The following is a 13,366-nucleotide window of genomic DNA, read 5'->3' as shown; positions in this document are numbered from 1 at the left end:
GGTGCAAAATGCGCCGGCGCCTGTGGCCAGCCGATTGCGGGCCCTCAGGGTTAAGGAATAGTAGACGTATTCACTTGTTCATTGCAGTTGACTTGCCGTTCTGCTGCCGAGTTTTGAGCTTTTCTGATGGCTTCAGGTTCGTCTGATGATTCGAAGCGTCAACGCGCCCTTCCCGTTCCCAAGGCCGCCGTCGACATGAAGACGTTCATCCCGGATTCCTCGATCGCTTCCGACGTGATCGCGTCGGCGAATTTCGGCGACCGCGCGAGCGGGCGCGAGCCCGACATGATCCTGCTGCACTACACCGGCATGCCCGATGTCGAGGGCGCGATCGCCAAGCTCTGCACCGCCGGCACCGACGTCTCGGCGCATTACATCGTGCTGGAGGACGGCCGCATCGTGCAGACCGTGCCGGAGGCCAAGCGCGCCTGGCACGCCGGCGTCTCGGTGTGGGCCGGCGAGGAGGACATCAACTCCTGCTCGATCGGCATCGAGATCATCAATCGCGGCCATGACTGGGGCTATCCCGACTACCCGCTGCGCCAGATCGCCGCCGTGATCGCGCTGTGCCGCGGCATCATGCTCCGCCGCAAGGTGCCCGGCCACCGCGTGCTCGGCCATTCCGACGTCGCCCCCGCTCGCAAGAAGGATCCCGGCGAGAAATTTCCGTGGCACTCGCTGGCCAATTCCGGCGTCGGCCACTGGGTACAGCCGGCGCCGCTCGTGCGCGGCGAGGCGCTGAAGTTAGGAGCGATCAGCGACCAGGTCACCGCGATGCAGACCGCGTTCGCGCGCTACGGCTACGGCATCCCGACCCACGGCAAGTTCGACGGCCCGACCATGGAAGTCGTCACCGCCTTCCAGCGCCACTTCCGGCCCGAGCGCGTCGATGGCATCGCGGATCAATCCACCATGGCGACGCTGCACGCGCTGCTGGCGACCCTGCCGCCGGATGCGGCGACGCCGACGGTGGTTGCTGCGACGTAAGGACGTCTCTCTGTTTCGCGCGGCTTGCTTGCGAGTTTTGACGACCGCTGGTCGCGCTATCAGCATCGACAACGGACACGCCCGAGCGCACGCCTGACATTCGCCAAGTATCGCCGCGAGGCGCGCCACTCCATTACGGTCCCTTGTCGCTCATGAAGGCGGCACGGGAATAACTTGGTTTGATCTGAATCAATTGGGTTCCGGCGCTGCTGACCTCCTCTCTCTGCTGATCTGCAGACAGCCTGCTACGCGTACACGGACGGGCCGTGAGGAGTTTGCTCATGATAACGATTCCGGAACTGACTTCGCGCGCGCTCGGTGCGTTCCTGATCTCGGAGACAAGAGACCGCTTCGGCGCGTCCGACGCCGGCTTGCCGGAACTGCTCCCCTACGCAGCAAAGCTGGCCCTGGAATGTATTGGTAACAGCGATGCACTCTATCACAACGTCGAGCACACCATGCTGGTGACGCTGGTGGGGCACGAGATTCTGACTGGCCGTGCTCTTCTGAGGCCAACGACGGCCGGTGACTATGCTCACTTCATACTCGCCTGCCTGCTGCATGACATCGGCTACGTTCGGGGAATCATTCACGGAGACCAGGAGGGAGCTTATGTCGTTGATGGTACCGGTCGAACGGTTGAGTTGCCGATCGGCTCCTCCGATGCAGCGCTTGCGCCCTATCACGTCGATCGCTCAAAATTGTTCGCCGTGGAGCGCCTCGACGCGGTCGACCAAATTGATGCCACCCGCGTTGCCCGAGCCATCGAATATACCCGTTTTCCCTATGCCGCCGCATCAACCAACGAGCGTGACGATGACCTGGACGACGAGGAAGGTTTGTTGCTGCGCGCCGCTGACCTGATCGGTCAGCTCGGCGATCCCAATTACATGAAGAAATCGAACGCGCTCTTCTATGAATTTGAAGAGGTAGGGCTGAACAAATCGCTCGGATACGCGACGCCCGCAGACGTGGTGTACAAATATCCTCAGTTCTATTGGACGAAGGTTGCGCCGCAGATCCAAGCTGCCATCCGGTATCTGAATGTAACTTCAAGCGGAAGGCAATGGATCGGCAATCTGTATGGCAACGTCCTTCGCGCTGAGCGAGAGGTCAGACTATCTGGCCCACAGATATAGATCGGCCTCCTTGAGCGGAACGATTTTCCCTCGCCGCTTCCTTCCGGCCGAGCTTGCGCAGCAAGTCCGCAGCAGTTCATGTCCGTTCGTACGAACGACGGCTGGCGCCTTGACGTCAGCTCTTGAGCGCAGCTTGACGGCTCACTTCGATCTCAATGCTGGCGCAGGATCTCGCCGAGGAATTTGCGGGTGCGCTCGTGCTTCGGCGCCTGGAAGAACTGTTCAGGCGGCTCCTCTTCGACGATCTGGCCGGAGGCCATGAAGATGACGCGATCCGCCACCTGACGGGCAAATCCCATCTCGTGGGTCACCACGATCATGGTCATGCCGTCGCGGGCGAGCTCCACCATCGTATCCAGCACCTCCTTCACCATCTCGGGGTCGAGCGCCGAAGTCGGCTCGTCGAACAGCATCACTTTCGGCTCCATGCAGAGCGCGCGCGCAATGGCGACGCGCTGCTGCTGGCCGCCGGAGAGCTGTGCCGGATATTTCTCCGCCTGATCGAGGATCTGCACCCGCGCCAGGAACTTGCGGGCGAGCGCGTCGGCCGCGTCCTTCTTGAGGCCGCGCGTGCGCAACGGCGACAGCGTGCAGTTCTCCAGCACCGTCATGTGCGGGAACAGGTTGAACTGCTGAAACACCATACCCGCGCCGCGGCGGACCGCGTCGATCGACTTGGTGTCGTGCCCGAGAGTCACGCCGTCGACGACGATGCGGCCCTTCTGAATCGGCTCGAGATGGTTGATGCAGCGGATCAGCGTCGACTTGCCCGACCCCGACGGGCCGCACAGCACGATCTTCTCGCCACTGTTGACCTCTAGATTGATGTCGGTCAGAGCCTTGAACTGACCGTACCATTTCTCGACGCCTTCCATGAGAATCATGGGCGCGGCTTGCCGGGTCTGCGTCATGTCTAGGGCACCTCGACCGTCAGATCATTGCACCGTGAACGGCACGCCTTCGACGCTCGCCGGGAACGCTGGCACGTCGATTGCGAACCATTTCTTGTAGATCGCCTTGTACTCGTCGCTGACGAGGAACTTGTCGAGGAACGCGTTCAGCGTGTCGTTCATCTGCTTGTCGCCGAGCTTGCCGCAGGCGCCGTTGAAGAGACTGGTGAACGTGATCTTCGGCTCGAATTCGCCGGCCCTGGCCTGCTCGATGCGCGCAAAATAGGCGGTGTTGCCGCCGATCGCCTGCACCTGACCGGAGATCAGGGCCTGGATCGTCGCACTGTCGTCGGCGAAGCGCAGAATCTTCGTGTTCTTCGGTGCCTTTGCCGTGACTTCCTTGTCCTGCACGCTCGACGAGGGCACGCCGACCGAGAACTTCGCGATATCGTCGTAGGTCTTGATGGCGTCGGACTTGGCGCCGTACAGCACGATCGTGTTGGCGGCGTAGGGCTTGGAATACTGCACGGCCTTGGCGCGCTCGGGCAGCATCGCCATGGTCGCGAACAGCACGTTGACGCGATCGGTCGTCAGCGCCGGAATACGGTCGGCGACCGCGAGCGGTTTGAACTCGACCTTGACGCCGAGATACTTGGCGAACGCCGTGCCGATGTCCTTGTCGATGCCGTCCTGTGCCCCCTGCGCGTTCACGAAACCCCACGGCGGGTTGTCGCCCTGGATGCCGATGACGATCGTGCCCTTCGACTTGATGTCGTCGATCGTGCCGGCGAGCGCCGTGCCGCCCGCAAGGGCCAATGCCGTGAAGGCGCCCAGGGTGACAAGCACCGCGCGGCGCGTCGATCGGATTTCTGATGTCATCTGTCAAACTCCTTTTCCCAGCTACGAAACGTGTCCCTGTCCGATCGGCTGCGAGCGCCGATCCGTTTGATGCGGCCGCTCAGCGGCTCGCCGCAGCAAATTTGCGTTCCAGCCGCGCGCCCCAGAGCGAAAGCGGCCAGCAGATGCAGAAGTACATCAGACCCACCACGCCGTAGACCAGCAAATGGCGATAGTTGATGTTGGCGATGATGCCGCCGGCGCGGGTCAGCTCCACGAAGCCGACGATCGAGGCGAGCGAGGTGCCCTTGATGAGTTGCACGAGGAAGCCGATCGTCGCCGGCAACGAGATCTTCAGCGCCTGGGGCAGCACCACGTCCTTCATGCGTGACCAGTAGTGCAGGCCGAGCGCATGCGCCGCTTCGGTCTGACCGCGCGGCACGGCCTCGATGGCGCCGCGCCAGATCTCGCCGAGGAAAGCGCTCGCATGCAGGGTAAATCCGACGGTGACCGATGACCACTCGTCAAGCTTCAGTCCCAGCAGGGCAAGGCCGTAATAGACCACGAACAGCTGCATCAGCAGCGGCGTGCCCTGGAAGATGTCGATCCAGCGGGTCGCGAGCCAGCGCATGGGCGTCGAATCCGACGTGCGCATCAGCGCTACGCCGAGTCCGCAGGGGATGCCGAATGCGAATGCGACGGCCGAGAGGATCAGCGTCCATTTGAGACTGTTGAGCAGGAAGAGATACTGGTCGACGCCCATGTGCCCCTCTGCCTATTTGGTGGGATAGCTGAAGTAGCGGCGCGCGAACGCCTGAAACAGCTGGTTCATGAACCAGGAGATCACGAAGTAGAAGACGGTGATCGTGAAGTAGACCTCGAACGGCTTGTAGATCTGGCTGTCGATGAACTTGGCTTCGGAGAAGAGCTCGTAGGCGGCGATCGCGCCGGCAATCGACGTCGTCAGCGTCAGCAGCGTGAACTGGCTGGTGAGCGAGGGATAGATCGCGCGCAGCGCCGGCTTCAGCACGATCAGCCTGAACACGGTCGCCCTGTGCAGACCCAGCGCAGCGCCGGCTTCCCACTGCCCTTTCGGGACCGCCTGGACGCCGCCGCGGATGATTTCGATCGCATAGGCGCCGCCATTGAGCCCGAGTGCAATCACCGCCGTCGGCCACGGGCCGATCAGGAGATAGTTTGTCGGCCTGGCGATCAGCCCCAGCCCCGCCAGCAACTGGCCGAGCTGCGCGCCCAAAAGCGGCAGCGCGAAGAAGATGAAATAGATCTGCACCAGGAACGGCGTGTTGCGGATCAGCTCGACGAAGCTCATCACGAGCCAGCGCGCCGGCGCGAGGCGGCTGTCGCGCAGCACGACGCCCCCGATGCCGATGACGATTGCAAGCAGCGAGCCCGCGACGGCGAGTCCAAGCGTTCCGAGGCCCGCCGCCAGCAATTGCGGCATCGCCTCCCAGATGGCACCGAAGTCGAACTTGTAAGCCAAGCGACGTCTTCCCTGCCTGAAGCCGCGGCATTCGCCGGTCGGCCGTTCGTTTCCCCGTCGTCACTCGCACGTCGCGCTTATGCCCCGGCGATCGCTCTCGTCGGTTCGGTCGTCCGATTCATCGGAGGACCCATGCGCGATCCATGCTTGACCGCCTATCGCGGTGTGCTAGCATTCCGTACCTCAGTATGCAAGTGGTTCGATGGCCGGCGCGGGCCCAACGAGAAATTGGGAATAAAAGCATGACGCAGCATGCCAAGGCGCGACGCGCGGACGACGCACGCACGCCGACACTGACGGCCATCGCTGTGGAAAAGCGCCCGGCGCTTGCGACGATCGTCGCCGACCGCATCCGTGACGCGATCGTCTTCGGCGAGCTCGGTCTCGGCGAGGCGGTGTCCGAGGAACGATTGGCGTCCATGCTGGGCGTCAGCCGCACCCCGGTCCGCGAGGCGTTGACGCTGTTGCAGCTTCAAGGCCTGATCGATGTCCGCCCGCAGCGCGGCAGCTTCGTCTTCCAGCCGAGCAAGGCCGATATCGCGGAGCTCTGCCAGTTCAGGGTCCTGGTGGAAACGGGGGCACTGCGACTCGCGTTCGCCAGCGATCGGGCCGTGACACTCAAGGAGCTGCAGATGGCGCAAGATGCGCTCGCGGCGGCCGAGGATGTCGGCGACTGGGTCTCGGCCGCGCGCGCGGATGCTGACTTCCATGGCGCGCTGTTCCGCCATTGCGGCAATCGGGTCTTCGTGCAGGCCTACGATCTCATTGCCGGCCGGATCGGCGCTGCCCGCTTCTTCGCGCGCCAGTCGGAGGTCTCCAAGCGGCGCACCGGAGCCGAGCACCGTCTCATCATCAAGCATTTCGCGCGCGGCGACGTGGATGGCGCGGCCGACGTCCTGACCGGGCACATCGACGCCATGAGCGAGCGCTATGCCGGGGCGCAAAGGGCGATGCAGCAAGCGGCGAAAACCAAGGCCGAGCAAGGCTAGCGCGATGATTCCAACACGACTGCCCCGGAACCTCGCCGGTTCGCGCCCGGGAGTGACCACGTGACGCGAAGCTACGCCGTCGGTCACCTTCAGATGCTCCCGCTCGATCCGCCTGATTTCATCGAGGCGGCCGGGCGCTGCGGCTACGATGCCGTTGGATTGCGATTGCTGCCACTGACGGCAGAAGAGCGGCTGTATCCGATCACGACGGACAAGGCATTGCTGCGCGCGACGCAGGAGCGGCTGGCGGCGAGCAATGTCGCGTGCGCCGACGTCGAGATCGTGCGCCTGACGCCGGACGTCGAGCCCGAATCCTATCAGGCGTTTCTCGAGACCGGTGCGGCGCTCGGCGCCCGCACCGTGACGACGCATCTGCCCGACCCGGAGACGGGTCGCGCGATCGACAAGTTCGGTCGCCTCTGTGCCATGGCACGCCCGCTGGGCCTGCATGTCGGCATCGAATTCCTGCCGTGGTCGGAAGTGCCGAACCTCGGCGCCGCCGCACGCATCTGCAAGGCGGTCGCCGCGGACAATTGCGGCATCCTGGTCGATACGCTGCATTTCCACCGGTCGGCCTCGACCGTGGCGGAGCTTGAAAGTCTGCCGAAATCCTGGCTTCGCGTGCTCCATATTGCGGATTGCCCGGCCGAGACGCCGGCCACGGCGGAAGGCCTCATGTACACCGCCCGGCGTGAACGCCTGCTGCCGGGTGAAGGTGCGATCGATTTCGCACCCATCATCGCGGCGATGCCGCAGGATATCCCGATCACACTGGAAATTCCGCACGCTCGGCGTACCGCAGAAATGGGCCTCGAAGCCTACAGCCGGAAGGCGCTTGACGTGACGCGCGCGTATGTCGAGGGACTGCAGATGAAGGGCCGCTCAAATGTCCGCTGACAAGACACGCCTGGATGGCCAGGTTGCGATCGTAACGGGAGCCGCAAGGGGCATCGGGCTCGACATCGCCAGGCTGATGGCTGCACGTGGCGCCAAAGTCATCGTCTGGGACCGCGATGTGACGCCGCTCGCCGGCGCAAAGGACTTTTCGCCCGCCGCTGTCTCTACCGTCGACATTGCCGATAACGCGTCGGTCGAGCGCGCCTTCGATGCCGCCACAAGGCAGTTCGGGCAGATCCATATCCTCGTGAACAATGCCGGGATCGGCGGACCGAATGCGCCGGCCTGGGACTATCCGCTCGAGGACTGGGATCGGGTCATCGCCATCAATTTGACGGGCGTGTTCTACGCGAGCCGGGTCGCGGCACGGCATATGCGCGCGCACCGCTATGGCCGCCTGGTCACGGTGGCCTCGATCGCCGGCAAGGAAGGCGTGCAGAACCTCAGCGCCTATTCGGCCGCAAAGGCCGGTGTGATCGGGCTCGCCAAGTCGATGGCCAAGGACCTCGCCAATGACGGCGTCACGGTGAACTGCATTGCGCCGGCGATGACCGCAACACCCCTGCTCGACGCCATGACACCCGAGTTCATCGCGACGATGACGGCCAAGATCCCGATGGGCCGCCTCGTTCTCCCCGACGAGGTCGCGGAACTCTGCGCCTGGATCGCAAGTCCCGCCTGCAGCTTCACGACCGGCTTTGTGTTCGACATTTCCGGTGGACGCGCCACCTATTGAGACCGCGCCAGCCGAACCGTAAGCTCCGCAGGATGAACGGAGCAAGGGAAGAACGCCATGAAGGACGACACGCCATCAGCTGATAGCATCGAAGATCGTCGGCTGATCACGGAGCTCCTGCAGAACTGGGTGGTATGGCGCGACGCTGGTGACTGGGAGCGCTTCCGCAGCGTTTGGCACCCCGACGGGGTCATGATGGCGACCTGGACCCAAGGGACCGGGGACGAGTTCATCGCCATCAGCAAGGAAGCCTGGGCCAAGGGCGTCAACATTCTTCACTTCCTCGGTGGCATCTCCATCGACCTGGCGGGCGACCGGGCGATCTCGCAGACCAAGATGACGATCTCGCAGCGCGCCTTCGTCGAAGGGATCGAGGTGGACGTGGTCTGCACCGGCCGCTTCTACGACTTCCTGGAAAAGCGCCAGGGAAGATGGGGCATCGTGCTGCGCCAACCCATCTACGAGAAGGACCGCATGGACCCGGTGACGCCGGGCGCCGTGCCAACGCTCGACCGCGCTCTCCTCGAGTCGTTTCCGGTCGGCTATCGCCACCTCGCCTATCTGCAGACCCGCATCGGCTACACCGTCAAGAAGGACATGCCCGGCCTCAAGGGCGCGGAGGTCCAGGCGCTCTACGCGCGCGGAGCGACCTGGCTCGCGGGCAAGCCGCTGTAAGGCGCAAGCCCGCGAAAGGCAGGCCAATGACTCGCAAGATGACGGCCCCCATCACGCTTTCGCTTGCGCATCTGACGGTGCTCGACGCCGATCCCTTGACGCTCATTGAAGCCGCCGCTAGTGGGCAATTCGATGCGATCGGCTTGCGGATCGTTCCGCCCATGCCGACCGATCAGATCGTCCCCGTGATCGGTGATGCGCGACTGATCCGGGCGATCGAACAACGGCTCGATTCGACAGGCATTCGTATCCTTGATGTCGAGGCCGTCTGGCTGATGCCTCATACCGACGTCGCAGCGCTCAAGCCCGCGATTGAGCTTGGAGCGCGTCTGGGCGCACAACATCTCCTGGTCGTCGGCAACGATTCCGATACCGCGCGACAACGCGATAACTTTGCTGCGCTGTGCGATCTCGCTGATGGGTTCGGCCTCGGGATCGTCCTTGAACTCATGTCGTATGTCGAACTCAGGACCCTTGCGCAGGCGCGCGCGCTGCTTGACGCAGTCCGCCGACCGAACGCCAAACTCCTCATTGACGCGCTGCATTTCTATCGTTCGGGGGCCCACGCCAGCGACCTTGCCGCGCTCGATCCCGGATTATTCCCCTATATCCATCTCTGCGATGCCTATGCCGCAGCACCGGATGCGGCGGGACTGAGAACGGAGGGCCGCAGCGGACGTTTCTATCCAGGCGAAGGCGAGCTTCCGCTTGGCGAATTTCTGCGTGCGTTTCCGAGCGGCATCACGGTGGCGGTTGAAGCTCCCTGTGCGGAGTATGCGGGACTTTCGCCGATCGAACGAGGGCGGATCTGTGGTGCAGCCACGCGGGCCCTGCTGAGCGGCGTCCATGGCCCGTCACCTCGTCCATCGCATTAACTTCACCTCTCCCGCCCTCCTGCGGGGAGCGGTGAACTCACTCCATCTCCGCGATCCGTCGCGCGTAGAGACGGCGCAGCGGCTCGAGTTGGGTTGCCGCCGTTGCCGCCGCATACGCTTCCCTCGCCTCCTCCTTCCGGCCCAGTTTTCGCAGCAGATCCGCGCGCACGGCGGGCAGCAGCTCGTAGCCGTTCAATCCGCCGCGCGCGACCAACGCGTCGATCAGATCGAGCGCACGTTGCGGGCCGTCGACCATCGAGACGGCTGCGGCGTGGTTGAGCTCGATCACCGGTGACGGGTTGATGCGCAGCAGCACCTCGTAGAGGCCGGCGATCTGCGGCCAGTCGGTGTCGTCAAAGCTCCCCGCGCGGGCGTGCAGCGCGGCGATGGCGGCCTGCACGGCGTAAGGTTGCGGGCGGCCCGGCATCTGCAGCGCGTCCTCGACGAGCCTCAAGCCTTCGGCGATCTGGCCGCGATCCCACAGCGAGCGGTCCTGCTCTTCGAGCAGCACGATGTCGCCACCGGCCGTTTGCCGTCCGGCGCGGCGGGCGTCATGCAGCAGCATCAGCGCGAGCAGGCCCTTGATCTCGCCGCGCGCGGGCATCAGCCGGTCGATCAGCCGCGCCAGGCGGATCGCCTCGCGCGCCAGATCCGGCCGCATCAAATCTTCGCCCAGCGTCGCGGCATAGCCTTCGGTGAAGACCAGATAGATCACGGCGAGCACGCCGCGCAGCCGCATCGCGAGCGCCTTGCGTTCCGGCACCTCATAGGGAATGCCTGCGAGTTTTATCTTTTGCTTGGCGCGCAGCAGCCGCTGCGCCATCGCGTCCTCGCTGACCAGGAAGGCGCGCGCGACCTGCGCGGTGCCGAGGCCGCACACCGTGCGCAAGGTCAGTGCGACCTGCACCTCCTCCGCAAAGGCCGGGTGGCAGCAGGTGAAGATCAGCCGCAGCATGTCGTCGTCGAGCGTCGCGTCGGCCACATCGTCGGACGGCGCGGCGTCGAGCAGCAATTGATGCGTCAGCTCCGGCTCCTTGCCGCGAAAATTCGCGGCGCGGCGGACGCGGTCGATCGCCTTGTTGCGGCCGACATTGACCAGCCAGGCGCGCGGATTGGACGGAAACTCGCCGATCGGCCAGCGCTCCAAGGCAACGGCAAACGCATCCTGCAGGGAATCCTCGGCCAGATCGAAATCGCCGACGAGACGGATCAGCGTGGCCAGCGCGCGGCCCGCTTCGTCGCGGAAGATTTTCTCGATCTGGCTCGGGGTCATGCGATATCTTCACATGCCGCATCCCGGATGCGCCATCGGCACATCCGGGACAACAGCATGCGATCAATCATAGATCATGACCGGCCGGACCTCGATCGAGCCGTCCCTGGCGCCGGGAATTCGCGCCGCGATGGCGATCGCGGCGTCGAGATCCTTGGCGTCGACCAGATAGTAGCCGCCGAGCTGCTCGCGGGTCTCCGCGAACGGGCCATCCGTCAACATGGTCTTGCCGTCGCGCACCCGCACGGTGGTTGCGGTCGAGACCGGCTGCAGGCCGTCGCCGGCCTTGAAATGGCCGCTCTGGATGATGGACTGGGTGAACGTGCCATACTCCGCCGTCAGCTTCTTGCGGTCATCGGCGGACATGTGGGTGTACAACGCGTCGCTCCGGTAGATCAGCAACAGGTAATTCATCTCTCAGCACTCCTTGTGATCGGCTGGATCGCCGACACCCAGTCGAACGGGCGGCCGGCCAGACGACACCGTCAGGGTAAATTATTTTCAGCGCTCGATCCCCTCCCATTCCGGCCGGAACGGGAGGGGCTCTCGATTCTTGTCTTGACGCGTTTTCTTCACGCGAACCGGTCCCCACTTCGCTTGAAAACGCTACGTGGTCCCCGTTATCCGCTTGACGCGGCACGCCGGAACCTTCATCCCTTGGCGCGTCAGTCGGCCGGACGGCCGCCCCCGCAAGTGTCGAAAGGCCGCGGGGGAGGAAAGTCCGGGCTCCATCGACATGCGGTGCCGGATAACATCCGGCGGGGGCGACCCCAGGGAAAGTGCCACAGAGAACGAACCGCTCCCTCCTCGCGAGGAAGCAAGGGTGAAAAGGTGCGGTAAGAGCGCACCGCGTATCCGGCAACGGAAACGGCATGGCAAACCACACCGGGAGCAAAACCGAATAGGGACGGCAACGCGGTCAGTTCGCGCTCGCGCGATAACACCGCAGGGCGATGTCAGGCTCGCCGTCCGGGTAGGTTGCTCGAGGCCATGTGCAAGCATGGTCCCAGAGGAATGGCCGTCACGTATCGTTCGCAAGGACGGTGCCCTACAGAACCCGGCTTACAGGCTGGCTGATGCTTCTACCAAATGAAGGGCTCGGCGTGATGCGCCGGGCCCTTCGCCATTACGCGTGCTTGAAGTCGCGCAACTGGTGTTAGCAGTCGGCGAGTTCAAAACGACCGGAATTCATGGCGGCTTCGCTTTTTGCCCTGCAATGGCGGCGATCATCTGCATGACATCATCGACATGCTCTTGCACGCCCTGAAGTTTCCCGCTCGCAAAACCGAGTTCAGCGTTTGCGCGGGGAATTCGAGTGTCAAACCTGACGGAGGTTACCTGCGATACGTTGATGTGGATCGGCTTACCGTTAGGTTCAGTCAATTTGATCCAGGACATTTCGCCGCGATGCGAAGCCATGACCAACCGCATGACCTCTTCGACATTCTCCAGCACCCCCTGAGATTTTCCACTCGCCAAACCAAGTTCGGCGTTAGCACCAGAAATATGTGTGTCAGATCTGATGAAGGTTACGAGCGCCACGTTGATATGAACCGACTTTCCGCTTGGTTCGGTCAATTTGAGAGAACCCAGCCGAAAGAGCGTTGGCTGCTGCGCGCTGGCCGAGCGCGACCACACCGCCGCGCCTCCGATCAACCCGAGAAAATCCCGTCGTCGCATCGCACGCCTCGCGATCAGAACGCGATAGTGTAATTGTCTAGACCCGGTGCTTGGAAGACGTCGGCATCGGTCGAATAAAGTTTATCTGGAGATAACGACTTGATGTCCGCTATGGGTCACGAGCCGCCAATTAGCACCAAGGGAGCCGACTGCGAGCGCCTCGCCTGGCCCTCCTCCGCGTCGAGGCTAGCGAGCAGCCGTGCGCACGAGACTGTCGATGATGCCGGAGCCCTCATCCACGAGCTGCTGGCCGCTCATCCAGACATCGCGGCCGGAGATTTTCTGACGCATCCGGGCCAGCCAGGCCACGTTGACGCCACGGATGCCGATGTCGTTGCGAAAGAACTCGTCCGTGACCTGCGTCTCGATCGACTTGACCACGCGCGCGTAGGACGCCTTCTCGACGTCGCTGAGCTCACGTCCCTTGCCGTTTTCCTTGATGTTCTCCTTGGCGCTGCTGTTCAGGCTGACCTGGTGAAACATGAAGTAGGCCTCGGGATCGGCGATCCGCCTGCTGCCTGCGAGGAAGATCGGCACGCACATCGAGGCGCAGACGCCGGCTTTTTGCACCAGCGTATCAATCGCGCGATCGCGCGCGCGGATCGCGGCAACGACCTTGCGTCCGTGTTCGACCGAGCCGCCCGGCGAGTTGAGGACGAGGACGAGCCGACGTCGATCTGCCCCGTAGCGATCGAAGGCAGCAGTGAGGTGCTCGCTCATCGGCTCCTGCACCGGCCCGCTCCAGCCAAGCACGATGCGGTCCGCCTCTTCGTTGACCGACAAGGTCTGTCGCGATGCCACGTCCTTGGAGCCGGAGGGCAATTGGAAATAGCCCCAGAACAGCAAGACACAGCAGATGGCGCTGAGAACTTTGAGCCCCGACACGG

The 13,366-nt window shown here is 63.6% G+C and carries 15 protein-coding genes and 1 other RNA gene; 8 read left to right on the top strand and 8 right to left on the bottom strand.

Features of this window, described 5'->3' with window-relative positions; all coding sequences use genetic code 11:
* The first annotated feature begins 126 nt into the window (after positions 1-126).
* Positions 127-987 (top strand): N-acetylmuramoyl-L-alanine amidase, encoded by an 861-nt coding sequence (locus tag JQ604_RS21300; protein WP_212361061.1) that lies wholly within the window; start codon positions 127-129, stop codon positions 985-987.
* Positions 988-1,268: 281 nt separating this feature from the next.
* Positions 1,269-2,126, top strand: coding sequence for an HD domain-containing protein (locus tag JQ604_RS21295; RefSeq protein ID WP_212361058.1), 858 nt, complete (start codon positions 1,269-1,271; stop codon positions 2,124-2,126).
* Between the two features lie 152 nt (positions 2,127-2,278).
* On the opposite strand, the gene JQ604_RS21290 is transcribed toward JQ604_RS21295, so the two are convergent.
* From JQ604_RS21290 to JQ604_RS21275, 4 genes are all read right to left on the bottom strand, one after another.
* The gene (locus JQ604_RS21290) at positions 2,279-3,037 is read right to left on the bottom strand and encodes an amino acid ABC transporter ATP-binding protein (RefSeq protein WP_283818019.1); all 759 of its coding nucleotides are present in this window, start codon (positions 3,035-3,037) and stop codon (positions 2,279-2,281) included.
* 24 nt (positions 3,038-3,061) lie between these two features.
* A complete protein-coding gene (locus JQ604_RS21285) occupies positions 3,062-3,895 on the bottom strand; it encodes a transporter substrate-binding domain-containing protein (RefSeq protein ID WP_212361055.1) in 834 nt (277 codons plus the stop codon).
* Positions 3,896-3,974: 79 nt separating this feature from the next.
* Entirely contained in the window at positions 3,975-4,616 is a 642-nt protein-coding gene (locus tag JQ604_RS21280; RefSeq protein WP_212361052.1) for an amino acid ABC transporter permease, read from the bottom strand.
* 12 nt (positions 4,617-4,628) lie between these two features.
* Positions 4,629-5,354 (bottom strand): amino acid ABC transporter permease, encoded by a 726-nt coding sequence (locus JQ604_RS21275; protein ID WP_212361049.1) that lies wholly within the window; start codon positions 5,352-5,354, stop codon positions 4,629-4,631.
* A gap of 242 nt (positions 5,355-5,596) precedes the next feature.
* Here JQ604_RS21275 and JQ604_RS21270 point away from each other — a divergent pair, with 242 nt between their 5' ends.
* From JQ604_RS21270 to JQ604_RS21250, 5 genes are read left to right on the top strand one after another with little or no spacing between them, the layout of a single operon-like run.
* Positions 5,597-6,343, top strand: coding sequence for a GntR family transcriptional regulator (locus JQ604_RS21270; RefSeq protein ID WP_212361046.1), 747 nt, complete (start codon positions 5,597-5,599; stop codon positions 6,341-6,343).
* A 60-nt stretch (positions 6,344-6,403) separates the two neighbouring features.
* Positions 6,404-7,240, top strand: coding sequence for a sugar phosphate isomerase/epimerase family protein (locus JQ604_RS21265; RefSeq protein WP_212361043.1), 837 nt, complete (start codon positions 6,404-6,406; stop codon positions 7,238-7,240).
* Complete coding sequence (locus tag JQ604_RS21260) at positions 7,230-7,976, top strand: SDR family NAD(P)-dependent oxidoreductase (RefSeq protein ID WP_212361040.1); 747 nt, start codon at positions 7,230-7,232, stop codon at positions 7,974-7,976. Before JQ604_RS21265 ends, JQ604_RS21260 begins: the two co-directional genes overlap by 11 nt.
* Positions 7,977-8,033: 57 nt before the next feature.
* Positions 8,034-8,651, top strand: coding sequence for a nuclear transport factor 2 family protein (locus JQ604_RS21255; RefSeq protein WP_212361035.1), 618 nt, complete (start codon positions 8,034-8,036; stop codon positions 8,649-8,651).
* A gap of 38 nt (positions 8,652-8,689) precedes the next feature.
* The gene (locus JQ604_RS21250; RefSeq protein ID WP_249158537.1) at positions 8,690-9,526 is read left to right on the top strand and encodes a sugar phosphate isomerase/epimerase family protein; all 837 of its coding nucleotides are present in this window, start codon (positions 8,690-8,692) and stop codon (positions 9,524-9,526) included.
* Between the two features lie 37 nt (positions 9,527-9,563).
* On the opposite strand, the gene JQ604_RS21245 is transcribed toward JQ604_RS21250, so the two are convergent.
* Together JQ604_RS21245 and JQ604_RS21240 are read right to left on the bottom strand one after the other, a co-directional pair.
* Positions 9,564-10,799, bottom strand: a complete 1,236-nt coding sequence (locus JQ604_RS21245; RefSeq protein ID WP_212361030.1) for an RNA polymerase sigma factor — start codon at positions 10,797-10,799, stop codon at positions 9,564-9,566.
* A gap of 63 nt (positions 10,800-10,862) precedes the next feature.
* Positions 10,863-11,213 carry a YciI family protein gene (locus tag JQ604_RS21240; RefSeq protein ID WP_212361027.1) on the bottom strand — a complete coding sequence of 117 codons (351 nt, stop codon included), beginning with the start codon at positions 11,211-11,213 and terminating at the stop codon, positions 10,863-10,865.
* A gap of 251 nt (positions 11,214-11,464) precedes the next feature.
* On the opposite strand from JQ604_RS21240, the gene rnpB reads away from it, so the two are divergent.
* An RNA gene (gene rnpB / locus JQ604_RS21235) (RNase P RNA component class A) lies at positions 11,465-11,880 on the top strand.
* A 107-nt stretch (positions 11,881-11,987) separates the two neighbouring features.
* Here rnpB and JQ604_RS21230 read toward each other — a convergent pair.
* Together JQ604_RS21230 and JQ604_RS21225 are read right to left on the bottom strand one after the other, a co-directional pair.
* Positions 11,988-12,479: a hypothetical protein gene (locus JQ604_RS21230; RefSeq protein WP_212361024.1), complete on the bottom strand. Its 492-nt coding sequence runs from the start codon at positions 12,477-12,479 to the stop codon at positions 11,988-11,990.
* Between the two features lie 186 nt (positions 12,480-12,665).
* A complete protein-coding gene (locus tag JQ604_RS21225) occupies positions 12,666-13,364 on the bottom strand; it encodes an ATP-dependent Clp protease proteolytic subunit (protein ID WP_212361021.1) in 699 nt (232 codons plus the stop codon).
* Between the last annotated feature and the right edge of the window lie 2 nt (positions 13,365-13,366).

The organism is Bradyrhizobium jicamae (assembly GCF_018130695.1).
Classification (GTDB): Bacteria; Pseudomonadota; Alphaproteobacteria; order Rhizobiales; family Xanthobacteraceae; genus Bradyrhizobium; species Bradyrhizobium jicamae_B.
Note: the sequence above shows the minus strand (reverse complement) of the source record. Positions and strands in the feature narration are given on the sequence as shown.

Excerpts from the sequence above, each read along its gene's own strand:
- JQ604_RS21260 (WP_212361040.1), top strand. The coding sequence starts at position 7,230 with ATGTCCGCTGACAAGACACGCCTGGATGGCCAGGTTGCGATCGTAACG.
- JQ604_RS21230 (WP_212361024.1), bottom strand. The coding sequence starts at position 12,479 with ATGCGACGACGGGATTTTCTCGGGTTGATCGGAGGCGCGGCGGTGTGG.
- JQ604_RS21250 (WP_249158537.1), top strand. The coding sequence starts at position 8,690 with ATGACGGCCCCCATCACGCTTTCGCTTGCGCATCTGACGGTGCTCGAC.
- JQ604_RS21270 (WP_212361046.1), top strand. The coding sequence starts at position 5,597 with ATGACGCAGCATGCCAAGGCGCGACGCGCGGACGACGCACGCACGCCG.
- JQ604_RS21295 (WP_212361058.1), top strand. The coding sequence starts at position 1,269 with ATGATAACGATTCCGGAACTGACTTCGCGCGCGCTCGGTGCGTTCCTG.
- JQ604_RS21240 (WP_212361027.1), bottom strand. The coding sequence starts at position 11,213 with ATGAATTACCTGTTGCTGATCTACCGGAGCGACGCGTTGTACACCCAC.
- JQ604_RS21245 (WP_212361030.1), bottom strand. The coding sequence starts at position 10,799 with ATGACCCCGAGCCAGATCGAGAAAATCTTCCGCGACGAAGCGGGCCGC.
- JQ604_RS21290 (WP_283818019.1), bottom strand. The coding sequence starts at position 3,037 with ATGACGCAGACCCGGCAAGCCGCGCCCATGATTCTCATGGAAGGCGTC.
- JQ604_RS21285 (WP_212361055.1), bottom strand. The coding sequence starts at position 3,895 with ATGACATCAGAAATCCGATCGACGCGCCGCGCGGTGCTTGTCACCCTG.
- JQ604_RS21255 (WP_212361035.1), top strand. The coding sequence starts at position 8,034 with ATGAAGGACGACACGCCATCAGCTGATAGCATCGAAGATCGTCGGCTG.
- JQ604_RS21280 (WP_212361052.1), bottom strand. The coding sequence starts at position 4,616 with ATGGGCGTCGACCAGTATCTCTTCCTGCTCAACAGTCTCAAATGGACG.
- JQ604_RS21300 (WP_212361061.1), top strand. The coding sequence starts at position 127 with ATGGCTTCAGGTTCGTCTGATGATTCGAAGCGTCAACGCGCCCTTCCC.